This window comes from Burkholderia sp. 9775_39, from assembly GCF_015712225.1.
Lineage (GTDB): Bacteria > Pseudomonadota > Gammaproteobacteria > Burkholderiales > Burkholderiaceae > Burkholderia > Burkholderia cenocepacia.
In genome coordinates, this window is record NZ_JACCQC010000013.1 from 1 (window position 1) to 24,732 (window position 24,732).

A 24,732-nucleotide genomic window follows, 5' to 3' on the forward strand; every position below is an offset into this window, starting at 1 on the left:
AGGTGTAGAACGGCGCGTTGCGCTCGTCGAGCACCTTCGTGAACGGCTTGTGCCACGTGAGGCCTTCGCGCGCGAGACGCGCCCAGAAGCCTTCGTAATCCTGCTCGGCCTCGGCGACGAGCGCGCGGTAGGCCGGCATGCCGGAAATGGCCGCCGTCTTCTCGAGCGCCGCGGGCGGCGCGAACTGACGGGTTTCGTGAAGAACCGATTCGATCTTGGACAAGCGTGTCTCCATGCATTCATGTGATTCCTGACGGCGCTCGGGAAAACGCAACATGCGTGCCAGTCGCGTGACGGATGGGTGCATGTGGCGCAAGCCGCGACGGTCCGGCGTGTCGCGCCCGCTCCCGGCTAAGCGGCGGCATCGCGGACGGTAGCGCGATGCGGCGCGGCGTTCAGAAATGCAGCAGGTCGTGTTGCAGTCCTGAGCAGTTGAGGCGAGCCGGCAGGTGGTCGTCCGGCACCGCCGCGTCAGGCGAGCAACGAGCGAAGTGCCGGTGCGTGCCTGAATTGCCGGATACGTTCGAGCGCCGATACCTCGAGCTGACGAACGCGTTCGGCCGACAGGTTCAGTTGCCGGCCGATCTCGCGCAGCGAATACTCGTTGTCGACGTCGATGCCGTACCGCAGGCGCAGAATCCACGCTTCGCGTACCGGCAGGCTGTCGATCAGCTCGGCAACCGCCGCGCGCAACTGACCGGCGCTCGCGGCTTCTTCCGGCGTCGGCGCGTCGGCGTCGATCGTGACGTCGCACAACGTGAGGTCGTGATCGGGCGAAACCGGCAGGTCGGCGGAGATCGGCTCGCGCACGATGCTCATCAGCTCGCGCACCTTGTCGACCGGCAGCCGCATCTGCGGGGAGAGCGCTCGTGCGTCGGCGACGTCGCCGGTCCGTTGCCGATGGATGCGCGCGAGCCGTGACAGCTTGTTGAGCGAATCGACCGTATGTGCGGGCACGCGGATCGTGCGCCCCAGATCGGCGAGCGCATGCGTGATCGCCTGCCGGATCCACCACGTCGCATACGTCGAGAATTTGAAGCCGCGCCGGTGATCGTAGCGATCGACGGCCTTCATCAGGCCGATATTGCCTTCCTGAATCAGATCGGCGAACGGCAGGCCGCGGTCGGCATAGCGTTTGGCGACCGAGACGACGAGCCGCAGATTGCTCTGGAACAGCTTCGTTCTCGCGGGCTGCATCGCACGGTCGATCCGCGAGAGCCGCGCGTCGAGCGCGATCGCGATGTCGAGCGGCAACGGAGACTGCGCCGCGAGGCGAGCGAGCGCGCCGCGCGCGTCGATCAGCGCCGGCGCGTGGCGGGCTAGGGTGGCGGCGCAGTCGGGATGCGCGGCGCTGCATGTGTGCAGCCATGCGCGTACGTCGTCGCACGGCGCGAAGAGTTCGTGGCGCGCGGCATCGAGCGGGATGCCCGTGGCGACCAGCGTGTCGACGAGCCGTTTTTCGAGCGTGCGCGCCTGAGTCGCGCGCTCGCCGTTCGCTTGCCTGATACGCTCGATCGCGCGCGAGGTGAAGCGGATGCGGCCGCTCGACGCGGCCGCCTCGCGCAGCAGCGCCCGGTAAGCGGTGGACGCGAAGCCGTCCGCGTGCAATGCGTGCTGCATCGCCGATGCCGGTGCACCGGCGCGTTCGAGTGCTTCGACGACCGTATCGCGCCATGCGGGGCTGTCGAGGGCAAGGCCTGCGTCGTCGTCGGGCGCGGGTGAGGCCATGCGTGGATCGTCGGGTAACGTCGTCGGCGCACTTGCGGCCGATTCGGCATCGCCGGCAAACCCCGTCACGTAAACCGACGCCGCCACCTTGCCGGCGCGGATGTCGTCCGCGATCGCCGCGACGGCGGCGAGTGCCGCCGGATCGCGGCTCAACGCGTCGATGCATGCCGCGCGGCCGCTTTCCAGACGAAGCGCGAGCGCGATCTCTTCGTCGCGTTCGAGCAGCGGCGTCGCGCTCATTTCCCGCAGATAGAGCCGGATCGGGTCGTTGGTCCGGCCCGCGAGCAGATCGTCGGCCGCGAGCGGCGTCGATGCGTCGGCGAGCGGCGACGCGACTTCCGTCACTTGCGCGAAATGACGGTCGAGCGTCCATGCGGTGTGCGCGCCGGCATGCTCGCGTACGTCGATGCCGAGCTCACGCAGCATCGACGCGGCGGCGTCCACATCCGCGCCGTCGGCCGCGTCGTCGGGCAACGCATCGGCGATTTCGCCGTGCGTCACGTAGCCGCGATCGATGCCCAGCGCGATCAGCGCATGCAGATGCGCGGCGCGGTCGGCGTGGGCGCCGCGACACGGCGACGGCGCGCCGTCGCGTTCGCGAGCGGGCCCGGCGTCAAGCGAGCTTGGCATAGACGTTGCACCAGCCTTCCGCGGCAACCGTCTTGCCCGCGAACATCGGGCACGTCCCCGAGGATTCGCCCGCGGCGGCCTTGTAGAAGCGGCAGTTCGCACACGTCTGGCCGGCCTGGTACTTCGGGAACTTGCCGGCGTCGACGGTCGTCGCCTTGGCGCGGTAGCCGAGCGTCTTCGCCGTCGCGTCGTTTTCGTCGACGGACGGAGCGGCGGCGAATGCGCGCGTGCCGGCCGCGAGCGCGGCGCACAGGCCGGCGGCCTGCACGAAGAAGGTTCTGCGATGACGGGAGATCATGATGCGGTCCTGAATGAAATGAACGGAAAAAGCCCGGCCCGCGCGCCGGGCATGTTGCCCGGCGCGGCGGTCGATCGAAACGAAAGCGGGTGGAGCGGTTACTTGCGCGGCCCGGCGATCAGCGGCGCCTTCGACGCGTTGGCGATCTCGGCGGTCAGCTTGCTCTTCGACGCGTCGTAGCCGTTCGAATAAAGCAGGAACGCCATCAGATCCTCGTATTCCTGTGCGGTCATCTTGCCGGGGCGATCGGCCGGCATGTTGCTCGACATGTACAGGAAGATGCCGCCGACCGTGATGTGCGACTTGCCTTCGGGCGCGAACGATTCCCCGCTCAGCGCGGGTGCGGTATTGCCCTCGAGCTGGTCGCCGTGGCATTTCGCGCACGCATCGCCGTAGAGCTTCTTGCCGTGCTGCACCTGAGCCTGGTCGAACGACGGGACGCCGCTGCCTTCGCTCGTCGACACCTTGATGAAGCCGGGCCGCTGCGCGGACGCGATCGCGCCGTCGAGAAACCGGCCGGGCACGCGCGAGGCGGCGGCTTGCGCGATGCCGTCGGGCAGCGTCCAGCCGCGCGTGAGCGACGCGAGGCGGCCGTTGCCGCTCAGTTGCGACAGCGTGGCGTCGATGCGCTTTTGCAGCGCGTCCTTGCCCGGCCCGAACGCGAACGACAGTTGCCAGTCGGAGTACGGCGACGACGTCGCCGCCACCTGGAACCGTTGTTTCGGATGCGCACGCTCGTACGCGACGACGCTCGGATACCAGACGATCGCGCGTTGCGCGCGGCCCGCGGCGAGCGCGCCGATCGTTTTCTCGCTCGTGTTCTCGAGATCGAAGCGGGCATTCGTCTGCTGCGCGGCGATCAGCTGCGACGGGCTGCCGTAGGTGGCCGCGATCGTTTCCTTCGCGCCGGACGGCGCGGGCGCATCGCGCAGCGACACGCTGACGTAGCCGGAGCGCAGATAGCCCTGCGAGAACGTCATCTTCGATCCCGACGCATCGGCGATGGCCGAACGCGGGAAGCCGGCGATCACGTCGCAGTCGCGTTCGAGCGATTTCGTCAGTTCGCTGGCGGAGATGCCGTCGTCGTCGCCGTTGTCGTCGACGCCACGTGTGTTGAAGGTCGCGGCGATGCCCGCGGTGCGGAACACTTCGCGCGCGACGGCGCGATCGAGCGTGGTGGTCGGGCTGCCAGGCAGCGTGCAGATGCGCACGCCGGCCGATGCGGTTGCCGGTGTCAGCGCCACGCCCACGGCGAGCAGACTGGCGACGGCAACGGAAGTGAGACGAGTATTCATGGTCGTGTTTCCGGTTGAAGCGGGTGGGGCGTCGCGCCCGCATCGGGCGCATGCGGGCGCGACTCGGGCGTGGCGCCGGGTCAGTTCAGCGCGAACACGTAGAGCGTGCCGCCGCGCGGAACGTCCTTCGCGATGTCGGCCATCGGGCCGCCCCAGATCGGGTTCGCGCCGCCGTAGCCGGCGAGCACCGCGACATACTCCTTGCCGTCGACCTCGTACACCGACGGCTGCGAAATGATGCCGCTCGCCAGTTGCGGGCTTTCCCACAGCACCTTGCCGGTCGCCGTGTCGAACGCGTACAGGTGGCCGTCGAGCGAGCCGCTGAACGCGAGACCGCTCGCGGTGGTCGCGACGCCGCCGTTCCACGGTTTCTTCGACCAGTGGCTCCACAGCTTCTTGCCGGTGTTCACGTCGATGGCCGTCAGCTCGCCGTAGCCTTCGCTGCCCGGTTCGGGCTTGATCTCGAAGCCTTCGCCGAGGTACGGCAGGCCTTCCATGTAGCTGACCGACTTGCCGGTCAGGCTCATGCACGCATGCAGCGCCGGCACGACCGCGATGTTGCGTTCCTGGTCGTACGAGATCGACCACCAGTTCTTGCCGCCGAGGAAGCTCGGGCACGTCTCGATCGTCGTGCCGGCCTTCGGGAACTTCGACGCGTCCTGGATCGGCTTGCCGTCTTCCGTGTAGCCGGTGACCGACAATGCCTTCACGAACGGCGTCGCGTAGATCAGCTTGCCGGTCGTGCGGTCGATCGCGTGGAAGAAGCCGTTGCGGTCGGCGTGGATGATCGCGTCGTAGTCCTTGCCCTTGTACTTGATGTCCGCGAGGACGGCCGCGTTCACGCCGTCGTAGTCCCACGTGTCGTTGTTCGTGTACTGGTAGTGCCACTTCAGGTTGCCGCTCTTCGCATCGAGCGCGAGCAGCGAGTCGGAATACAGGTTGTCGCCCGGGCGCAGCGCCGCGAGCCACGGGCCGGGGTTGCCGACCCCCCAGTACAGCGTGCGCGACGCGGCGTCGTAGGTGCCGGTGAGCCATGCGGCGCCGCCGCCATGGCTCTGCATGCCGTCGGGCCAGGTTTCCGCGCCCTTTTCGCCGGCGGCGGGGATCGTGTAGCGTTTCCAGACCTGCGAGCCGTCCTCCGGATTCAGCGCGGCGATGTAGCCGCGAATCCCGTATTCGCCGCCGGACGTGCCGACGACGATCGCGCCGTCGATCGCGAGCGGCGCGAGCGAGAACGCGTAGCCGAGGCCCGGCTCGAACATCTGCTTCTTCCACACGAGATTGCCGGTCTGCGCGTCGAGTGCCGCGACTTCGCCGTTCAGCATCGCGATGTAGACGTTCTTGCCGTACAGCGCGACGCCGCGGTTGACGACGTCGCAGCACGCGGTCTTGAACGAGGCCGCGCCGAGCTTCGGCTCGTATTTCCACAACTGCTTGCCGGTCTTCGCATCGAATGCGTAGACGTTGTCCTTCGGCGTCGTCACGAACAGATAGTTGCCGTTGACGATCGGCGTGGCCTCGAAGCCCTGCTTCAGGTCGGCCGGGAACTTGTACGCCCACACCTGCTTGAGATCCTTCGCGTTCGACGCGTCGATCTGCTTGAGCGGAGAATGCGAGCGGCCGTCGTAGGTGCGGTAGTAGGTCAGCCAGCCCGGGTCGCCGTGTGCATCGGTCAGGCGCTGGTAGGTCACGGCCGGGTAGTCCGCGGCCGCTTCGACGAGGCCGGGGTTCAGCGCGACGGCGGCCGCCACCGCGATTCCGATCGTCGCCAGCCGGCTCGCTGAAGCCGAGAGTTTCTTCATGGTTGTCTCCTGGGTCATTGTGGTCGCACCGCCGCGAACGTTGCGTCGCGCCGGCACGGTTGGGGTTTCCGGGCCGAGTGCCCTGCCCGTTACGCAAGTCGCATGCCATCGCGGCCGGAAGCCGGTACGGTGCGGCACACCGGCGCATCGCAGGCGATGCGTCGAGCGACGGCGTGCGCGGCGACGTCGACGCAGGTGTTGCATTCAGGTACACCGTCGCGCGTGAAGTGTTGCCAAACATGACAGGTGGCGCAGTCGGCCGGACAGCGGCGCGCCGGTCGCGCGCATCGCGTACCCGAGTGATGCGCGGCGCGGCGTGCACCGTTCGTGCTCGCGGTGCTGGCACGGTTCTCGCACGCCGGCTTCGCGACAACCCGTCGCCGTGCGGTGCATCGCACGCGCCGGCGGAATAAAAGTGCGGAGACAACGGAATGATCAGGAGACCAAAGGCCGCCGGGTGGTACGGCGCGATGCGGCATGGCCGGCGTGCGCGATGCGTTGGCGTGACCGTTGGCACGTTGGCGCTGTTCGGTTTGCCGCCCGGCAGCGTGCGCGCGCAGCAGCCGGCGGACGGCGGCACGATTGCGCCGGCCGAGCCGCCGGCCGTCGTGCTGCCCGCGGTGGTCGTCGTCGGCACGACGCCGCTGCCCGGGATCGGCACGCCGCTGTCGAAGGTGCCGGCGAACGTGCAGACGGTGCGCGCGGCGGAACTCGACGCGCAGCACCGCGCGACGCTCGCCGATTTCTTCGCCGCGAACCTGCCGAGCGTGACGATCTCGGACGCACAGGGCAACCCGTATCAGGCGGACGTCAACTATCGCGGCTTCGCCGCGTCGCCGCTGCTCGGCACGCCGCAGGGGTTGTCGGTGTTCGTCGACGGCGTGCGCGTGAACGAGCCGTTCGGCGACGTCGTGAACTGGGACATCCTGCCCATGCAGGCGATCGACCGCGTGCAGCTGATTCCGGGCTCGAACCCGGTGTACGGGCTCAACACGCTCGGCGGTGCGCTCGCGATCACGACGAAGAACGGCAGGTCGAACCCGGGCGGCGAAGCGGAGGTGTCGGGCGGCTCATGGGGCCGCAAGACCGCCAGCGTCGAGCAGGGCGGCACGATCGGCTCGAACCTCGACTACTACGCGACCGCGAACGTCGCGAACGACGGCGGCTGGGCCGACCATAACGCGAGCCGCGTGCGGCAGGCGTTCGGCAAGCTGCGCTACACCGATGCGGACACGACGCTGTCGATTGCCGCGGGCGGCGCGAACAACACGCTGTCCGGCACCCAGACGATCCCGCGCTCGTTCCTCGACAACCGGAAGCAGGCGTATACGTATCCGGACCGTAACCGCAACAGCGCCGGCTACCTGACACTGTCGGGCGAGCGATTTTTCGGCGAGCACGTCGAGCTGAGCGGCAACGCGTACTACCGGCACCTGCGCAACACCAACACGAGCAGCAACAACAATACGGACTACGGATCGGTGGACGAGGACGGCGCGATCGACACGGTGCAGGGCAGCAATGCGCAATCGACGATCGTCACCGACAGCTACGGCGGCAGCGTGCAACTCACGCTGCTCGGCAAGCTCGGCGGGATGGCGAACCGGCTGGTCGCGGGCGTCTCGGCCGATGTCGCGAATTCGAGCTACGTCGCGTCGTCGCAGGACGCATCGTTTACCGATGCGCGCGCGGCGATCGGCATCGGCGATTTCGTTCCGCAGACCAGCGCGAAGACGCGCAATGCGAACGTCGGTGTGTACCTGAGCGATGCGCTGTCGCTGACGCCGCACTGGACGCTGACGCTGTCGGGCCGCTACGACTGGTCGAAAGCGCAGATCGGCGACGAGAGCGGCGTGCAGCCGCTGCTCGACGGCAGCCATGTGTTCTCGCGCTTCAACCCGGCCGTCGGACTCAACTGGAACCCGGTGCCGGGCTTGACCGCCTATGCGACGTACAACGAAGGCATGCGTTCGCCGACCGCGATCGAGCTCGCGTGCGCGGATCCGGCCGCGCCGTGTTCGCTGCCGAACGATTTCATCGCCGACCCGCCGCTCGAGCCGGTGATCTCGAAGACGTTCGAGGCCGGCATGCGCGGCCGCATCGGCGCGGCGACGACCTGGAGCGCCGCGGCCTACCGCACGACGCTGACCGACGATATCCAGTTCATCAGCAGCCCGGCCAGCGCACAGGGCTACTTCCGCAACGTCGGCGATGCGCGGCGGCAGGGTATCGAGCTCGCCGGCCGCACGCGGGTCGGCCCGCTCGGTGTCGGGCTGTCGTACAGCTATGTCGACGCAACCTACCGATCGTCGTGGACCGAACACAGCCCGGCGAATTCGACGGCCGACGCGAACGGCAACGTGACGGTCAAGCCGGGCGACCGCATCCCCGGCATTCCCGCGCATACGGTGAAACTGCGGCTCGACTACGCGGCGACGCCCGCGTGGGACATCGGCGCGAACGTGACCTGGCGCGGCGGCGTGTATGCACGCGGCGACGAGAACAACGGGGACGTGAACGGCCGGCTTGCCGGCTACGTGCTGGTCGATCTCGACATGCGTTACCGGATCACGAAGCGGTTCGAGGTGTTCGCGAGCGTGACGAACCTGCTCGACAAGCGCTACGCGAGCTTCGGCGCACTCGGCCAGAATTTCTTCAACGGGCCGAACCATACATTCGACGGCGCCCGTCCGGTGAACGAACAGTTCGTCGGGCCGGGTGCGCCGCGCGGCGCGTGGGTCGGCGTGCGCTATGCGTGGGATTGAGCGGCGCACGATCGCGTGTGGCGCGCTTGCGTGTGTCGTCGCGTCATGACAGGAACGAGCGCGGGGCCGTCACGTGAGCGGCACCGTCGCGAACATCGCATTGACGGCGCGTGCGACGCTGCGCGCCAATGCCGGGTCGCTTGCCAGATGCCCGGCCTGCACGCGTTCGATTTCCGCTTCGGGTGTGGCCCGCGCGAGACGTTCGACGTTGCCGACCGGGCACACGGGATCGTGCCTCCCGTGCGCGGCGAACAGCGGCACGCCGGCTTGCGCGGCGCGTCGCGCGAGCGCGAGCACGCGGCGCTCGCCCAGCCAGCAGTCATGTTGCAGGTAGTGCGCCTGAACCCGGTATTTGTCGATCAGACGGCCGACGGTCTGGTTCGAACGGATCGTGTGGGCGGGCGAGCGGCGCGTTCGCACTGACGCTAGGATCGTGCTTTCGTATGCGTGCCACGCGAGCGCCACTGCGCGCTGGCGGGCCGCGCTCGCGCCGTGACGCAACCGCTGCGCGCAGCGCGAGAGCAGGCGATCCGGCCGGCCGCCGCCGGCCGCTGCATGCAGGCGCCGCCATTCGCGCGGCGCACGCGTGCGGGACGTCATGAAGAGTTCGCGGACTTCGCGTCGCGACGTCAGGAACAGGCCGCGCAGCACGACGCCCGAGACCCGCGCCGGATGCGTGCCCGCATATGCGAGCGCGAGCGCCGCGCCCCACGAGCCGCCGACGACTCCCCAGCGTGCAATGCCGAGCTGCTCGCGCACCGCCTCCAGATCCGCGATCAGCCGGGCGGTGGTGTTGTGGCGCGTGCCGCCGCGCGGCCCCGACGCACCCGCGCCGCGCTGGTCGACGAGCACGACGCGCAAGCGGCTGAGGTCGAACAGCCGCAGGATGCCGGCCTGGCTGCCGCTGCCGGGGCCGCCGTGCAGCACGACGACCGGGTGGCCTTGTTCAGTGCCGGCGACGGCGAATGCGATCGATTGCGCGTCGCGGTGCAGGTGCCGGCGCGCGGGCGTGGCCGATGACGCTGGGGTATCGGGCAAGGCCCGCGGCGCGGGCGATGGCGTGGATCGAGTCGGGCGACGCGTCATGTCGATAGGGTACGAGAGGGGGGAGTCATCGGCGGCGTGGCGGTGGCCGGGCTTGCCCTGCGACAAAGCGAGAAGCGAGCCAGAAACGCGTCAGCCGCGAAGATCCGGATTCGCACGGGTAGTCACGCGTCGGGAAATCACGGTATCACGAAGGCCTGGCCGTCGCGCGACGCGACACGCTCTGCCCGGACGATTCATTACATCTAGCTTTCAATGTATGCCGCGGCGCCGGTGTGGCCCGATGCTTGCTTGCAACGACGGCAAAGAGTCCGGCAGTTGACCGGAAGGATCCCCCGGAGGAGACAATGCGCGATGACGTAGAGCAGGCGGCCGGATCACGGGCCGCGCATCCCGCTGGCTGGCCCGCGCCGTCGATCCAGAAGGCCCACGAGCGCTCGGAGACGTTCGGCCTGCAGGTATCGGCACGGCCCGACTACGACGTGCTGTCGAACGCGGCACTGGTGCTCAAGCGCGAGCAGAGCCGGGTGCTGTGCGTGCACGCGATGCCGGTGATGGAGACGCTGCATGAGCAGATCGTCAACACGCAGAGCATGATCGTGCTGACCGATGCGGAAGGGCTGATCCTGCATTCGATCGGCGACGACGATTTCCTGCGCCGCGCGGAGAAGGTCGCGCTGCGTCCCGGCGCGAACTGGGCGGAGAGTCGCCAGGGCACCAACGCGATCGGCACGGCGCTGGCCGAGCTGTGTCCGATGGTCGTCCACGGCGACCAGCACTTCCTGGCCGCGAACCGCTTCCTGACCTGTTCGAGCGTGCCGATCCTCGATCCGTACGGCGACGCGATCGGCGTGCTCGACGTGACGGGCGACCACCGCAGCTATCACCAGCACACGATGGCGCTCGCGAAGATGTCGGTGCAGATGATCGAGAATCATCTGTTTACGACGACCTTTCAGGAAACGCTGCAGGTGTCGTTCCATGGCCGCCCGGAGTTCCTCGGCACGCTGATGGAGGGGATCGTCGCGTTCACGGCCGACGGCCGCTTCCTGTCGGCCAATCGCAGCGCGCAGTTCCAGCTCGGCATGCCGCTCGCCGCGCTGCGCGCGCACACGCTGTCGTCGCTGTTCGACGTCACCAGCGCGCAGCTGATCGACCGCATGCGCGCGAGCACCGACCGGCACCTGATGCTGAATCTCGGCAACGGCGCGGTGGTCTGCGCGCGCGTGCACTTTCGCCGCGCGACGCTCGCCGAAGGCAGCCGGCCGACCGACGTGCACGACGCGGCGGCGCCGGCCGCGCGCGCGAACGCGGTGCCCGCGCCGGCGGCGGGCACGTCGGCCGGCCTGTCGCGGCTCAACTATCTCGACACCGGCGATGCGCAGGTCGCGTGCGTGATCGCGAAGGTGCGCAAGGTGATCGGCAAGGACATCCCGATCCTGATCACCGGCGAGACCGGCACCGGCAAGGAGCTGCTCGCGCAGGCGATCCACAACGACTCGCCGCGGCGCGACGCGCCGTTCGTCGCGGTCAACTGCGCATCGATTCCGGAGACGCTGATCGAGTCCGAGCTGTTCGGTTACGAGGAAGGCGCGTTCACCGGCGCGCGCCGCAAGGGCGCGATCGGCAAGCTGCTGCAGGCGAACGGCGGCACGCTGTTCCTCGACGAGATCGGCGACATGCCGTATCCGCTGCAGGTGCGGCTGCTGCGCGTGCTGCAGGAGCGCCTCGTCAACCCGCTCGGGTCGACGAAGACGATCGCCGTGGACATCGCGATCATCTGCGCGACGCACCGCGATTTGCGCGACATGATCGCGCAGAACCGTTTTCGCGAGGATCTCTACTACCGGCTGAACGGCCTCGTGGTGCGCCTGCCGCCGTTGCGCGACCGCACCGATCTCGCGGTCGTCGTGCAGAAGATGCTGCAGCGGGAAGCGTTCGCGGGCCCGGGCCGGCCGCCGCTGTCGGTCGCGCCGGACGTGATGGAGTTGTTCGTGCGCTGCACGTGGCCGGGCAACTTCCGCCAGCTCGGCAACCTGCTGCGCACGGCGGCCGCGATGGTCGACGACGACGGCGAAATCCGCCGCGAGCACCTGCCGGACGATTTCTTCGACGACCTGCGGCGCGGCGATGCGCAGCCCGTGCAGGCGGCGCCCGATTCGCTTGCCGCGGCGAGCGCCGGGCCTGGCGTCGCGGACGCGTTGCCGCTCGCCGACGCGCGCCTGCAGGACGTCGCCGCGTCCGCGATCGCCGCCGCGCTCGCGCGTCATGGCGGCAACGTGTCCGCCGCGGCGCGCGCGCTCGGCGTGTCGCGCAACACGATCTACCGGAAGATGCCGGCCGCCGACGCGGGACGCCATCCGTCGGAAGAGAGCTGACGCGCGGCCGTCGCGCCGTGCGCGACCTGTCACAGCCGGTGTGTCAAGTTGCAACACCGGTGTTCAACGATTCAACACCTGTCACCACTCGCGGACATCGCGTCGCCGGGGTGGCGGACCGCATTCGCGCGAATCGTGTCGGCGATTCGTAAGGTTTCCGCGCCGATGCCCGGACGACGGCCGTCTACCGCCGCGGCGCCGCCGAAATACCGCTTCGGCACGCTCCTTGCTGAAGAGGAACCGACCGCTCGATTGCCGCGGTCGTTCGATTCATCCGGCAACACATCAACTCATCAACTCAACAGGAGACACACCATGCAGTGGACGACACCGTCTTACACCGACCTGCGCTTCGGCTTCGAAATCACGATGTACATCGCCAACCGCTGATCGCCGTGCGTGCCGCCCGTTTCGCCGTGGTCGGCGCGGGCGGCCTCGGGAGCTGACGCCCATGAAGATCAAGATACTCGGCTCGGGAGCCGGCGGCGGGCTGCCGCAATGGAACTGCAATTGCGCGAACTGCCGCCGTGCACGCAGCGGAAGCGGCCACGTGCTGCCGCGCACGCAGTCGTCGATCGCGGTCAGCGACGACGGCATCGACTGGGTCCTCGTCAATGCGTCGCCCGACATTCTTTCCCAGTTGCGCGCGGACCCGGACCTGCAACCGGCGCGCGCGATCCGCGACAGCGGCATCGCCGCCGTCGTGCTGTGCGACGCGCAGATCGATCACGTGACGGGCCTGCTGATGCTGCGCGAGCGCTCGACGCCGCTGCCGCTCTACGCGAGCGCGCCGGTGCTCGACGACCTGTCGACCGGCTTGCCGCTCGTGCCGCTGCTCGGCCATTACTGCGGCGTCGCCGCGCATACGATCGCGCCCGGCGAGCCGTTCGCGGTGCCGGTGGCGAGCGGGATCCGGTTCACCGCGATCGCGGTCGACAGCAAGCCGCCGCCTTATTCGCCGCGGCGTGCGTCGGCCGCACCCGGCGACAACATCGCGCTGTCGATCGAGGACGTCGCGAGCGGGCGGCGCGCGTTCTATGCGCCGGGGCTCGCGTCGGTCACCGACGAGGTACGCGCGGCCATGGACGGCGCCGATCTCGTGCTGGTGGACGGCACGTTCTGGACCGGGACCGAGATGATCGATCTCGGCCTGTCGCACAAGCACGCGGCCGACATGGGACATCTCGCGCAGTGCGCGGAACACGGGCAGCCTGGCATGATCGACTGGCTCGACACGCTGCCTGCGCGAACGCGCAAGGTGCTCACGCACATCAACAACACGAACCCGATTCTCGATCCGCATTCCGTCGAGCACGCGCACCTGCGCGCGCACGGCATCGACGTCGCGCACGACGGCATGCAATTCCAGGTCTGACGATGAACGCACCGATCCCCGCTACGGCGTTGCACGCGACGCCCTGGACCGCGACCGAATTCGAGGCGCGCCTGCGTGCGCTCGAATCGCGCTATCACATCCATCATCCGTTCAACCGGCGGCTCAACAGCGGCGCCTGTTCGCCCGCGCAGATCCGCGGCTGGGTCGCGAACCGCTTCTACTACCAGATCTGCATTCCGCTCAAGGATGCGGCGATCCTGTCGAACTGTCCCGATCGCGACACGCGGCGCCGCTGGATCCAGCGGCTGATCGACCACGACGGGCAGGGCGACAACGCAGGTGGCATCGAGGCGTGGGTGCGGCTCGGCGAAGCGTGCGGCCTGACGCGCGACGAACTGTGGTCGCTCGAACACGTGCTGCCCGGCGTGCGTTTCGCGGTGGACGCGTACGTGAACTTCGCGCGGCGCGCGCCGTGGCAGGAAGCCGTGTGCTCGTCGCTGACCGAGATGTTCGCGCCGCAGATCCATCTCGACCGGCTCGCCGGCTGGCCGTCGCATTACCCGTGGATCGAGCCGGCCGGGCTGCATTACTTCCGCAGCCGCGTGCCGCTCGCGCAGCGCGACGTCGAGCATGGGCTCGCGGTCACGCTCGCGCATTTCACGACACCGGACGCGCAGCAGCGCGCGCTCGGCATTCTGCAATTCAAGCTCGACATCCTGTGGTCGATGCTCGACGCCGTCGAAAAGGCCTACCCGTGATGAACGCGATCGAAGCCGCCAGCGGCGTGCCGCTGCGCCCCTGCCTCAGGGGCATGTACCGCCTGCAATGGGAGGCGGCCCAGGATGCGTACGTGCTGCTCTATCCGGAGGGCATGGTCAAGCTCAACCCGAGCGCGGGCGAGATCCTCGCGCGCTGCGACGGCACGCGCGAACTGGACGACATCATCGGCGAGCTCGAGCGCCTGTTCATGCAGTCGGATCTCGCGACCGACGTCTACCGTTTCCTCGATCATGCGCGACTGCGCGGCTGGCTGGACTGACATGACGCCCGACACCCCCCGTCCGTCCGCGCCGCTGTGGCTGCTCGCGGAACTCACGTACCGCTGCCCGCTGCACTGCGCGTTCTGCTACAACCCGGTCGACTTCGCGACGCACGGCGCGGAACTCGACACCGACGCGTGGCGCACGGTCATCAGCGACGCGCGCGCGCTCGGCGCCGCGCAAATCGGCTTCTCGGGCGGCGAGCCGCTGCAGCGCGGCGACCTCGAGACGCTCGTCGCGCATGCGCGCGGGCTCGGCTTCTATACGAACCTGATTACGTCGGGCATCGGGCTGAACGTCGCGCGCATCGAGCGGCTCAAGGCCGCCGGGCTCGACCACATCCAGTTGTCGCTGCAGGATTCGACGCGCGAGCTGAACGATTTCCTGACCAGCACGCGCACGTTCGAACGCAAGCGCGACGTGGCGCGACTGATCAAGGCGCACGGCTATCCGATGGTGCTCAACTGCGTGCTGCATCGCTACAACCTGCCGCACGTGGGGCAGATCATCGAGATGGCGCTCGATCTCGGCGCCGATTACCTGGAACTCGCGAACACGCAGTACTACGGCTGGGCGATGCTCAATCGCGACCAGTTGATGCCGACCGTCGAGCAGGTGCGCGAGGCCGAGGATACGGTCAACCGCTATCGCAAGCTGATCGGCGAGCGCTGCAAGATCCTGTTCGTCGTGCCCGACTATTTCGAGCGCCGCCCGAAGGCCTGCATGAACGGCTGGGGCTCGGTGTTCCTCGGCGTCGCGCCGGACGGCACCGCGCTGCCGTGCCATGCCGCGCGGTCGCTGCCGGGGCTCGCGTTGCCGAACGTGCGCGACCGCTCGCTGCGGGACATCTGGTACGACAGCGACGCGTTCAACGCGTTTCGCGGCGACGACTGGATGCGCGAGCCGTGTCGGACGTGCGACGAGCGGCATGCGGATCACGGCGGTTGCCGGTGTCAGGCGTACCTGCTGGCCGGCGATCCGAACGAAGCCGATCCGGTGTGCGCGAAATCCGCCCATCACGGCCAGGTCGAACAGGCCGTGCAGTTCGCGCGCCGGCGCGCGCCGCGCGACGAACGGCCGCTGGTTTTTCGCAGCAAGGAGAATTCGCTCGCGCAATGCGGCGTGACGTGCGACGGTTGACGGGGCACGGCCGGGACGACGGCAGGCCGCGTCGTCGCCGCGCGTGTCGCTGCCGCCGGCAGTGGCTATCCGCGCTTCGATGCGGTGCTGCGCGATGCGTGGCTCACGCGCCGCTGCGCCACGCATGTAGAAAACGGCGCGCCGTCGCCGATCCGGGCGCGCGTGCCGATCACGTTCAATCTCGATGAATGACGGGGCCCGTCGCCGCCATTACCCGTCATCCGCCTTCGCCTGCAAATCCTTCAGCCCCTGAATCACGACCAGCAGCGCGCGCCCGTGCTCGTCCGAGCCGTCCCACGCGTCGACGATCGCGTCGCGCAGCAGGTCGTTGTACCGGCGGCGCGACGGCTCCGTGTCGACACCGTAGAAACTGCATAGCTTGTTGAATGGCGCGCTGCGGCGCAGCCGGCGCCCGTTCGACAGCCGAAGGCGCGACACGGTGGGCTGGCTGACCCCGGAAAGTCGCGCGATTTCGCTGGACGAGCGTGTATCTGCCAGCAGGCGGCGCAACAGGTCTTGAACGGGAAAATCTTGGTCCGGGGCTTCCATGCGATGCATTATACCTATACAGTTACGGCTGTTGAATGGGCTTGCTGTCACCAGCGAGGCTGTATCCCGAGAAAGTTGATGACACTGAAACACCTCCCTCCCACGTTCTGCTGGACCAAGATCGGTACCGAGTCCGGCGAGGAACTGCCGACCGTCGTGCTCCGCAAGGAATGGGAGCGCCGGCTCGGGGGCGGGCGTTTTCTGTGGGGCATCAACCAGCCGCTCGGCAGCAGCGCGCAAGTCGCCGCGCATCGCACGGGTTCGCTGCTCGCGCTGTTTTCGCCGGTCGCGTCGCGTCCGCGCGCGGGCGAGCGCAAGGACGCGCTGCTGTGGAATGCTTGGGTCGACGCAAGCGGCCAGGTGCGGCCGTTGCCGCCGCATACGTTCATCGCCAGCCGCTCGACGTTGCCGTCGGGCCGGCGTCGCGAGCAGCACTACGCACTCGTGTGCGCGTCGTCCACCGCGCTGACGGTCGGCACGCAGTTGCGCGTGTTTCCCGACCACCTGCGCAGCGTGAGCACCGGCAAGCCGCTGGGCGCCGCGCAAGGGGCGGCCGTGGTCGACTGCATCGGGCGGGCGAAGGAGCAGACGGGCAAGAGCTATCCGCTCGCGCTGTCGGTCGAGCTCGAAGCACCGTATTTCGTGCGGCTCGCGCAGCCGTGCGTGCTGAAGGCGCGCGATCTCGCGGAAGTGAACAAGGCCACGCGCGCGGGCGATTTCGATCGCTTCGTCGAGCTGGTCGCGCGCTTGCGCGGCCGTTCGCCGACGGAAGCCGTGCGCGGCGTCACGCGCGATCTGTTCGACGTGCCGCCGCTCGAAACGGCGGCCGCGTATGTGCCGCCCACCCACGTCGCGCGCCTGCGCAACCGGCCGGCGGCCGAGCATCCGCGCGATCTCACCGGCGATCTGTTCGACCTGTCGCCGGGCGAGGCGGCCGCGTTCGCGGGGCTGGCGCATCCGCGCGTCGGGCGCGCGTGACGCCACGCGCGGAGCCGTTCGCGCAAGAATTTGTTGCAATCTCGCCGTAGCGGATCGGCGAGCGCGGAGGGACAATCGGCACGAAGCGCGCGGTGCGGCGGCCGATGCGTCGACACGCGACGGGTCGTGGTTCACGCCGCCGACATGCGTACCACGCACACTGAGCGTCGGCGTGCTTCACACTGCAATCCTGAGGGAGGAGTGTCGATGTCGACCCACATCTGTTCGCCGGAAGCACGGGCCGCACAACGCTTCGTCGAAGCGACGCGCAACGTCGATCAGGCGTTTCGCGCGGTGCGCGGCGAAAGCGACGACGACGGCTCGTCGGCCGAATACGCACGCGCGATGTCGCGTCTCGATCGCGCGCTCGACGAGCTGGCGCGTGCACAGGAATTCTTCGATCGCGTCGTCGGCGCGGACACCGCGCACGACAACTGACCGGTTCGCCGCTTTCGTTTGCCGCGCGCGTCGGGCGACGCGCGTTCATCTTCTTGCCGGGCGCGCTGCGCGGCATGCCGGTTCGTCATCCCGTTTCGACTTTCGACGTCAGGCTTTGCCGTCTCGGGCGGTAGCCGCGCCTCGGCCCGCGCGCGTCATGCCCGGCGCGGCGGGCGTGGCACGAACGCGTAGCCGCGATGCTGGAACGACGTCGCGAAGAACCGCATCTGATAGCGGATCGCATTCGCCCAGTAGTCCCACGTATGGCCGCCTGGCCGCTCCGCATAGTCGTGCGGCACGCCGAGCGCGACGAGCCGTTCGTGCAGTGTGCGGTTCGAGCCGACGAAGGCATCGTCGCGGCCGCAATCGATCGTCAGGTCGAGATGCGCGCGCACGAATGACCGCGCGCTTTCGACGATCACGTTGCGGTTCCAGAACGACGGATGGCGGTCGGGATCGCCGAACACGTGGGCGATCCCCGGCTCCTCCGTGCAGCAGCGCGGATCGACCGCGCCGCTGATGCTGCCGACCGCGCCGAAGGTGTCGGGCCGGTCGAGCGCGATGCGCAGCGCGCCGAAGCCGCCCATGCTGAGCCCGGTGATCGCGCGCGCGTGCTGGGTCGCGATCGTGCGGAAATGCAGGTCGACGTAGGACACGACTTCGTCGCCGATGAAGGTCTCGTAGCGGCTGCCCGAATCGAACGGGCTGTCGATGTACCAGCTTTCATGTCCGCCGTCGGGCATCACGAGGATCACGCGGTAGCGGTCGGCCAGCGCGGCGATGTGCGTGTTCGACGTCCAGTCGGTATGGTCGCCGCCCGAGCCGTGCAGCAGATACACGACGGGGTAGCGTTCGCCGTGGTTGTCGCGCGCGTAATCGTCGGGCAGCACGATGGTGGCCTTGAGCGTCTCGCTCATCGCGGCGCTCGGGATCGCGACGACCCGCGCATGGAATGCGAACGCAGGGGGCGTGACGGCGAGCAGCAGAAGCAGCCAGAAGGTACGTGCCAGGCGCATCGATCCTTGCATGTGTCGACCCAGTCCGGCCGGATGCCGGGAAAACCCTGTTGCGACGACTCTAGCAACCGCGCCTTTCAACCATATTTCGGTGAATCCTACGGGTTGTCAGGCGGCCGGCTTGCATACGATGCGCGCGAGGGCGGCGCGCAACGCATCGGGCCGCTCGGCCGCGATCAGGTGGCCGCAGCCGGCGATCGTGTCGAAGCCGGCGCAGCGGGCGAGCGCGTATTCGGGCACGTGCCAGCCCGCGCGCGAGCGTTCGCCGGCGATCAGCCAGACCGGATGACGCTCGAACACTTGCGCGAGCGCCGGCAGGTAACCCGCGTCGCCGGTCGTCTCGACCACCGAGCGGCCCATCGCGCGCAGCGTCGATGCCGGCTGATGCGCGAGCCAGCGGCGTGCGTCGTCGAGCTGACTCGGCGACGGTGCGTCGATCGCGCCGCGCAGCCAGTCGAGCGGCGCCGCGCGCAGGCCGTCGAGCATCGCGTCGGCTTCGTCGGGCGTCATGCGCCCGACCGATGCGGACCAGAACGCATCGTCGAGCGTGAAATTGCCTTCGACGTTGACGATGCGCCGCACGCGTTCGGGGTGCGCATGCGCGAACAGCATCCCGATCGCGCCGCCGACCGAATGGCCGACGACATCGACCGGCTGCATGCCGACGTGCATCTCGACGGTTTGCCGCACGTGCTCGACCTGTGCGGCAAGCGAGATCGCGTCGGGCGGCGTGGCGCGATGCGCGCCGTAGCCGAGCAGGTCGGGGCACAGATGCGGGCCGTGCCATCCGCGCACGTCGAACGTGCCGATGAAGCCGTGAATGAAGACGACGGGCGTGGGCTGGATCATGCGGCGTGTGCGGAAGGAAGCGGCGGCAATTCGAGTTCGGCGAGCAGTTCGTCGAGCTCGAGCAGGTGCGTGCGGTCGTGGTCGAGCAACTCGCGCACGAGTTCGTCGAGCGACATCCGGCGAATGCCGTCGCGCAGCCCGCAGCGTGCGAGTTGCGATGGGTCCAGCGTGGCCGCGGTGGCGCACAGCGCGGCGCGGCCGCTGCGGAACGCCGTGACGGCGAGATCGAGCGGCTGCGCGAGATAGTCGCGTTGCGCGGCGAGCGCGGTGCCGTCGACGGATTCGATCACGGGCAGCTCGGCCGTGCGCACGGCGTCGATGCGTGCGGCGAACACCGCATCGAGATCGCGCAGGTGGCACGCATGTTCGACGAGCGAGAAGCCGGTGCCGGCCGGGCGGCGCGTGGCCAGCGCCGCCGGTACATGCGCGGCACGGGCGGCGAGCCGGGCGGGCATGCGGGCCAGCGCGGCGACGACGTCGGCGAACGGCAGCCGCTGCGGGTGCGCGGCGAACACCGCGCCGTAGCTGAACAGCGCGCCGCCGAGCCGCCCGCGCGCCTGCACGACCTCATGGCCGTGGCGACGCATCACGTCGGCGACCATCGCGCCGCAGAACTGGCGGGCCGTCGTGTCGGCTTCGACTTCGGGGAATTTGCGTACGATCTCGTCCTGGATCGCGCCGATCGCGGCGACGCCGACGCGCGACAGCGCCGCGAACTCGAGATAGCGCTCGGGCTGCTCGATCAGCGCTTCGAGCTGGGCGCCGAGCGCGGTCGAGCGGAAACGGTCGAAACGGGAATGCATGACGAAGCCCTGCCGAGTAACGTGACAAAACGATACGTTACTCGGCAGGGCTTCGTCAACGGGCTCGTCCGGGCGCGTGCGAGATTCGCGTGCGCCGCCCGCTTGCGGTTCAGGACTTCTGCCGGGCGTCGACCTCCGCAAGCATCCGCGCCTCCTGCTCCTGCAACTCCGGCGTGAATGCGTCGCCGAAATCTTCCGCCTCGAACAGCGGGCGGATCTCGATGTCGGAGTCGCCGGGCATCGGGTTCGGGCAGCGCTTCACCCATTCGACCGCTTCTTCCATCGATTTCACTTGCCACAGCCAGTAGCCGGCGACGAGTTCCTTCGTTTCGGCGAACGGGCCGTCGATGACGGCGCGGCTCTTGCCGGAAAAGTGCACGCGTTTGCCGTGGCTGCTCGGGCGCAACCCGTCGGCGGCGAGCAGGATGCCGGCTTTCACGAGTTCTTCATTGAAGCGGCCCATTTCGGCCATGATTTCGGTGTCGGGCATTTGGCCGGATTCCGAATCGGCGGTGGCTTTGACGATGACCATGACGCGCATTGTCGTATCTCCTTGAACGTGAATAGGACGTTTGCCGGCGGTGCGACGGCAAAACGATCGGTTACGACAACACGACGCGCGACGGCGACGCGAATCGACATCGCGGGTAAAAAAATTCAGCGGCGATCGGAATGGCGAGGGGCGCCGTGTCGGCAATGCGTCAGGCCGCGTCGGCCTGCGCATCGAGCACGCTGCGGATCCGCGCGGCGAGTTCGTCGCGCCGGTAAGGTTTGCCAAGCAGCATCACGCCGGGGTCGAGCCGCCCCGCATGGAAGATCTCGTCGCGTGTGTAGCCCGAGGTGAACAGCACCGGCAACGGCGGCTTGCGCAGCGCGGCGCGGCGTCCGAGTTCGCCGCCCTTCACGCGGCCCGGCATGATCACGTCGGTAAACAGCAGATCGATCGGCGTCTCGCTGTCGAGCACGCGCAGCGCGGCTTCGCCGTCGGACGCCGTGATGACCTTGTAGCCGAGCTGCGCGAGCATGTCGACCACCGTCAGCCGGACATCCGCATCGTCCTCGACGACGAGGATCGTTTCGCGGCCGCGCATCGCGTCGTGCTGCGGCGTGCGGGCAGGCTCGTCGGCCGCCTCGTGGCAGCGCGGAAACGTGAGGCGCACGGTGGTGCCCTGGCCGGGCGTGCTGTCGATCGACACGTGGCCGCCGCTCTGCTTGACGAAGCCGAACACCATGCTGAGCCCGAGCCCGGTGCCTTCGCCGTCCGGCTTGGTCGTGAAGAAGGGTTCGAAGACGCGTTCGAGCACGTCGGCCGTCATGCCGACACCCGTGTCGGCGATCTCGAACGTCACGTATTCGCCGGGCGGCATCGGCGCGCGGCGCGTGCCGGCCGCGGGGCCGGGCTGCGTGCTGTTGTATGCGGCGATCGTCAGCGTGCCGCCGCCGCGCATCGCATCGCGCGCGTTGATCGCGAGGTTCAGCAGTGCGTTTTCGAGCTGGTGCCGGTCGGCGAGTACGTTGCCCACGTCGGGCGACAGCGCGGGGACGATTCGCACCGCTTCGCCGAGCGCGTGGTGCAGCATCTCGTGCATGCCGTCGATCAGCCGGCACGGGTTCAGCGTGGTCGGCGCAAGCGGCTGGCGTCGCGCGAACGCGAGCAGGTGCGACGCCAGTTGCGCGCCGCGCCGCACGGCGTTGTTCGCGTTCTCGATCCGTGGCTGCGCGCTCGCATGCGCGCCGAGTTCGACGGAGAGGATCTGCAGGTTGCCGCTGATCACCTGCAGCACGTTGTTGAAGTCGTGCGCGATGCCGCCGGTCAGGCTGCCGATCGCTTCCATCTTCTGCGCGTGACGCAACTGTTCCTCGATCGCCGCGCGCTCGGCGATCGCGTCGGTCACGCGCTGTTCGAGCGTTTCGGTCAGGTTGCGCAGCTCGGCATTGGATGCCTGCAGCGCCGCTTCCGCGCGATCGCGATGGCGCGTGGCGAGCACGCGCTCGGTGGTCTCGACGACGACGGCGAGCACGCCGCCCGGCGCGCCGTCGTCGTCGGGCAGCGGGCTGTAGTGCAGATCCATCCACACGTCTTCGGGTCGGCCGCTGCGCAGCAGCACGAGCGCCTTGTCGCGATAGGACAGCGTGCCGCCGGCGAGACAGGTGTTCATCACGTTGCGGTTGAAATCGGCGACTTCGGGCCAGCCGAGTTCGACCGGCTGGCCGAGCAGATACGGATGGCGGCCGCCGGCGAACCCGGCATACGCGTCGTTGTAGATCATGTAGCCGGGGCGGCCCCACAGCATCACCAGCGGCAGCGGCGAGGCAAGCACGGCGCGGACTGCCGCGACGAGGCTGGCGGACCAGCCGTCGATCGGGCCCAGCCCGGTGGCCGACCAGTCGAATGCGGTAATGCGTCGGGCCATGTCGCCCTGCCAGCCGGGGCAAGCGTGATGCTGCGCGAACAACTCGACATGCATGGAAGCGCTCCGATGAGGACATGCGGCCGCGGGCGGTGCGGCAGGTCGCGTAAGCGTGGTCCATTTTAGAGCAGATCGATCCGCGCGGCCGCTGTCACGGAGCGCCTCGGCAAAACTGGTATGCTGGTCCACACCACGTTTACGCGGAGGGCGCCATGGCTGCTAAGGAAGTCTCGAAGAAGAAGTACCTGAAGATCCTGAACAAACGCCTGCGTGCGGAGCCGGCGGCCCCGGCCGGCGCGTCGTTCGTCTTTTTCCCGCTGGGTGCGAAGGCCAAGCACGCGACGGGCGTCGTGTCCGGCGACGCGCGCAGCAAGCGCGAACTGGCGGTGATGGCCGCAGTTCAGCGCAAGGCGGCCGAAGAGTTCATCGTCGCCGGCGCCTGACCGGCCCCGGCCCCGGCCGTCGCGCCGCCGGAAGACCGCCGCCGCGGCTTACGCGGCGCGGCTTCGCGATGAGCGAGCGCGCCGGCGAGCACGCGCGGGATGTCGTGCGCGATCACCGGGCCGTGCATCGGCAGGGCGATGTCGAGATCGAGCGCGTGGATCCAGCGCGCTCGCCAGGTGCGTGAGCGACGGCAGGTAGGCCGAGCGTGCGATCGAATCGACGATCGCCGGCAGCGGTCGTCCGTTTCCTCGTCGCCGAAACGCATCAGGATGTCCGACGACAGCAGCAGCGTGTACGCGGGCCAGCCCGGTGATCAGGACGCCTTGTCCGCCGCCGTCGCCGGATACCGGCCGCTGCCGCCCGCGTCGTCGCCTGCCGCCAGTTGCTCCAGCGCGAGGCCCTTCGTCTCGATTCCCAGTGTCCACACGGCGATGGCCGCCGCGACGAACGACAGCGCGCCGAGCGTGAACACGCCGCCCTGGCCGAACACCGGCAACACGACGCCGACCACGTAAGGCCCGATCAGCGAACCGACGCGACCGATCGCCGACGCGAAGCCCGAACCGGTCGCGCGTGCGCCGGTGCCGTACAGCTCGGGCGTGTACGTGTACAGCGCCGCCCACATCCCGAACAGGAAGAACTGCATCGCGAGGCCCGTGACGATCAGCAGCGTCGTGCTGCCGCCGTACAGCGCGCTCTGGCCGTATGCGTACGCCATCGCACCGCCGCCGATCAGCGATGCGATGCAGGTCGGCTTGCGGCCCCAGCGTTCGACGAGCCACGCGGCGCACAGGAAGCCCGGCACGCCGCCGAGCGAGATCAGCACCGTGTAGAACACCGATTTCGTGACTTCGAAGCCGGCCTGCTGCAGCAGCGCGCCGAGCCAGGACGTGAGGCCGTAGAAGCCGAGCAGCGCGAAGAACCACAGCAGCCACACCATCACCGTGCGGCGACGGTACACGCCGCTCCAGATCTCGCGCAGCGCGCCGCGACCGCGTGCGGCGGCCGGCTCGGCGAGCCGCGACGGCGGCGGCAGCGTCGTGACGCCGGCCGAGCGCATCACCTTCGCCTCGATCGTGTGCATCACCGTGTCGGCTTCCGCGTGCCGGCCCGCATGTTCGAGCCAGCGCGGCGATTCCGGCACGATGCGGCGTACGACGAGCACGAACACGGCCGGAATCGCGAGCAGCGCGAACACGGTGCGCCAGCCGAACTGCGGCAGCACGAAATACGCGACGATGCCGGCCGTGATGAAGCCGAGCGGCCAGAAGCCGTCCATCAGCGCGATCAGGCGGCCGCGTTTCTCGGTCGGCACGAATTCGGACAGCAGCGTCTGCGCGACCGGAAACTCCATCCCCATCCCGATGCCGAGCAACACGCGATAGACGATCAACGCGTCGACGCTCTGCGCGGTCGAGCACAGGTACGACGCGGCGCCCCACAGCACCATGCTCCACTGGAACACCGGCCGACGGCCGAAACGGTCGGCGAGCAGGCCGGCGACGGCCGCGCCGAGCACCATCCCGAAGAAGCTCGCGCTCGCGACGAGGCCGGCGGCCGCGGTCGACAGCCCGAACTCCTTGCGAATCGAGCCGAGCACGAACGTCATCGTGCCGAGGTCGACCGAATCGAAGAAGAACGCGATCGCGATGATGAAGAAGATGCGCTTGTGATAGCCGGAGAACGGCAGGCGTTCGAGCCGGGCGGCGGCGGAGGCGGGAGCGGTGGCGGCGGGCATGGCGTCCTCTGAAATGAAAAAGGGGCCGCGCAGCGCATGCTCCAGGGCCC

24 protein-coding genes are annotated in these 24,732 nt (G+C 68.8%); 10 read left to right on the forward strand and 14 right to left on the reverse strand.

The genetic code is table 11. The features are described 5' to 3' along the window. From H0X90_RS18590 to H0X90_RS18610, 5 genes are all read right to left on the reverse strand, one after another. The coding region (locus H0X90_RS18590) for an acetyl-coenzyme A synthetase N-terminal domain-containing protein (protein WP_320339129.1) at positions 1-223 on the reverse strand (223 nt) is incomplete at its 3' end. A 248-nt stretch (positions 224-471) separates the two neighbouring features. Beyond that, positions 472-2,358 (reverse strand): sigma-70 family RNA polymerase sigma factor, encoded by a 1,887-nt coding sequence (locus H0X90_RS18595; protein WP_077189119.1) that lies wholly within the window; start codon positions 2,356-2,358, stop codon positions 472-474. Beyond that, positions 2,342-2,656: a high-potential iron-sulfur protein gene (locus H0X90_RS18600; protein ID WP_069352602.1), complete on the reverse strand. Its 315-nt coding sequence runs from the start codon at positions 2,654-2,656 to the stop codon at positions 2,342-2,344. The genes H0X90_RS18595 and H0X90_RS18600 overlap by 17 nt, the downstream gene beginning before the upstream one ends. A 98-nt stretch (positions 2,657-2,754) precedes the next feature. Then, entirely contained in the window at positions 2,755-3,951 is a 1,197-nt protein-coding gene (locus H0X90_RS18605; RefSeq protein ID WP_060212000.1) for a c-type cytochrome, read from the reverse strand. 80 nt (positions 3,952-4,031) lie between these two features. After that, complete coding sequence (locus H0X90_RS18610; RefSeq protein ID WP_048985152.1) at positions 4,032-5,753, reverse strand: methanol/ethanol family PQQ-dependent dehydrogenase; 1,722 nt, start codon at positions 5,751-5,753, stop codon at positions 4,032-4,034. 431 nt (positions 5,754-6,184) lie between these two features. Between H0X90_RS18610 and H0X90_RS18615 the strand changes: the two genes are divergently transcribed. Beyond that, positions 6,185-8,518 (forward strand): TonB-dependent receptor, encoded by a 2,334-nt coding sequence (locus H0X90_RS18615; RefSeq protein WP_077189118.1) that lies wholly within the window; start codon positions 6,185-6,187, stop codon positions 8,516-8,518. A 69-nt stretch (positions 8,519-8,587) separates the two neighbouring features. Here H0X90_RS18615 and H0X90_RS18620 read toward each other — a convergent pair whose 3' ends face one another. Further along, entirely contained in the window at positions 8,588-9,604 is a 1,017-nt protein-coding gene (locus H0X90_RS18620) for an alpha/beta fold hydrolase (RefSeq protein ID WP_077189117.1), read from the reverse strand. Between the two features lie 305 nt (positions 9,605-9,909). On the opposite strand from H0X90_RS18620, the gene H0X90_RS18625 reads away from it, so the two are divergent. The 6 genes from H0X90_RS18625 (at position 9,910) to pqqE (ending at position 15,456) form a co-directional block, all read left to right on the forward strand. After that, a complete protein-coding gene (locus H0X90_RS18625) occupies positions 9,910-11,940 on the forward strand; it encodes a sigma-54-dependent Fis family transcriptional regulator (RefSeq protein WP_006498714.1) in 2,031 nt (676 codons plus the stop codon). Positions 11,941-12,255: 315 nt separating this feature from the next. Then, a complete protein-coding gene (gene pqqA, locus H0X90_RS18630; protein WP_006485436.1) occupies positions 12,256-12,330 on the forward strand; it encodes a pyrroloquinoline quinone precursor peptide PqqA in 75 nt (24 codons plus the stop codon). Between the two features lie 61 nt (positions 12,331-12,391). Beyond that, the gene (gene pqqB, locus H0X90_RS18635) at positions 12,392-13,315 is read left to right on the forward strand and encodes a pyrroloquinoline quinone biosynthesis protein PqqB (RefSeq protein WP_077189116.1); all 924 of its coding nucleotides are present in this window, start codon (positions 12,392-12,394) and stop codon (positions 13,313-13,315) included. Positions 13,316-13,317: 2 nt separating this feature from the next. After that, positions 13,318-14,034, forward strand: coding sequence for a pyrroloquinoline-quinone synthase PqqC (gene pqqC / locus H0X90_RS18640; protein WP_043206078.1), 717 nt, complete (start codon positions 13,318-13,320; stop codon positions 14,032-14,034). Continuing rightward, positions 14,034-14,315, forward strand: a complete 282-nt coding sequence (pqqD, locus tag H0X90_RS18645) for a pyrroloquinoline quinone biosynthesis peptide chaperone PqqD (protein ID WP_006480620.1) — start codon at positions 14,034-14,036, stop codon at positions 14,313-14,315. Before pqqC ends, pqqD begins: the two co-directional genes overlap by 1 nt. Before the next feature lies 1 nt (position 14,316). After that, entirely contained in the window at positions 14,317-15,456 is a 1,140-nt protein-coding gene (gene pqqE, locus H0X90_RS18650) for a pyrroloquinoline quinone biosynthesis protein PqqE (protein ID WP_062884944.1), read from the forward strand. Between the two features lie 210 nt (positions 15,457-15,666). Here the strand turns inward: pqqE and H0X90_RS18655 are convergent, their stop codons facing one another. Then, positions 15,667-16,005, reverse strand: a complete 339-nt coding sequence (locus H0X90_RS18655) for a helix-turn-helix transcriptional regulator (protein ID WP_006493567.1) — start codon at positions 16,003-16,005, stop codon at positions 15,667-15,669. A gap of 78 nt (positions 16,006-16,083) precedes the next feature. On the opposite strand from H0X90_RS18655, the gene H0X90_RS18660 reads away from it, so the two are divergent. Together H0X90_RS18660 and H0X90_RS18665 are read left to right on the forward strand one after the other, a co-directional pair. Continuing rightward, positions 16,084-16,983: a hypothetical protein gene (locus H0X90_RS18660; RefSeq protein ID WP_048985141.1), complete on the forward strand. Its 900-nt coding sequence runs from the start codon at positions 16,084-16,086 to the stop codon at positions 16,981-16,983. Between the two features lie 207 nt (positions 16,984-17,190). Beyond that, positions 17,191-17,421: a hypothetical protein gene (locus tag H0X90_RS18665; protein WP_006498720.1), complete on the forward strand. Its 231-nt coding sequence runs from the start codon at positions 17,191-17,193 to the stop codon at positions 17,419-17,421. Positions 17,422-17,576: 155 nt separating this feature from the next. Here the strand turns inward: H0X90_RS18665 and H0X90_RS18670 are convergent, their stop codons facing one another. From H0X90_RS18670 to H0X90_RS18690, 5 genes are all read right to left on the reverse strand, one after another. Beyond that, positions 17,577-18,437 (reverse strand): alpha/beta hydrolase family protein, encoded by an 861-nt coding sequence (locus H0X90_RS18670; RefSeq protein ID WP_006498721.1) that lies wholly within the window; start codon positions 18,435-18,437, stop codon positions 17,577-17,579. Between the two features lie 108 nt (positions 18,438-18,545). After that, the gene (locus tag H0X90_RS18675; RefSeq protein WP_060211988.1) at positions 18,546-19,286 is read right to left on the reverse strand and encodes an alpha/beta fold hydrolase; all 741 of its coding nucleotides are present in this window, start codon (positions 19,284-19,286) and stop codon (positions 18,546-18,548) included. Then, positions 19,283-20,089, reverse strand: a complete 807-nt coding sequence (locus H0X90_RS18680; protein ID WP_060211986.1) for a DinB family protein — start codon at positions 20,087-20,089, stop codon at positions 19,283-19,285. The genes H0X90_RS18675 and H0X90_RS18680 overlap by 4 nt, the downstream gene beginning before the upstream one ends. A gap of 109 nt (positions 20,090-20,198) precedes the next feature. Further along, the gene (locus tag H0X90_RS18685) at positions 20,199-20,630 is read right to left on the reverse strand and encodes a YciI family protein (RefSeq protein WP_077189115.1); all 432 of its coding nucleotides are present in this window, start codon (positions 20,628-20,630) and stop codon (positions 20,199-20,201) included. A 160-nt stretch (positions 20,631-20,790) separates the two neighbouring features. Further along, the gene (locus tag H0X90_RS18690) at positions 20,791-22,557 is read right to left on the reverse strand and encodes an ATP-binding protein (protein ID WP_006481958.1); all 1,767 of its coding nucleotides are present in this window, start codon (positions 22,555-22,557) and stop codon (positions 20,791-20,793) included. 155 nt (positions 22,558-22,712) lie between these two features. Here H0X90_RS18690 and H0X90_RS18695 point away from each other — a divergent pair, with 155 nt between their 5' ends. Next, a complete protein-coding gene (locus tag H0X90_RS18695) occupies positions 22,713-22,943 on the forward strand; it encodes a hypothetical protein (protein ID WP_006481962.1) in 231 nt (76 codons plus the stop codon). On the opposite strand, the gene H0X90_RS18700 is transcribed toward H0X90_RS18695, so the two are convergent. Both H0X90_RS18700 and H0X90_RS18705 read right to left on the reverse strand, forming a co-directional pair. Then, positions 22,901-23,209: a hypothetical protein gene (locus H0X90_RS18700; RefSeq protein WP_227739687.1), complete on the reverse strand. Its 309-nt coding sequence runs from the start codon at positions 23,207-23,209 to the stop codon at positions 22,901-22,903. The two genes, H0X90_RS18695 and H0X90_RS18700, sit on opposite strands and share 43 nt — an antisense overlap. Positions 23,210-23,257: 48 nt before the next feature. Next, positions 23,258-24,682: an MFS transporter gene (locus H0X90_RS18705; protein ID WP_048985134.1), complete on the reverse strand. Its 1,425-nt coding sequence runs from the start codon at positions 24,680-24,682 to the stop codon at positions 23,258-23,260. Positions 24,683-24,732 lie beyond the last annotated feature (50 nt).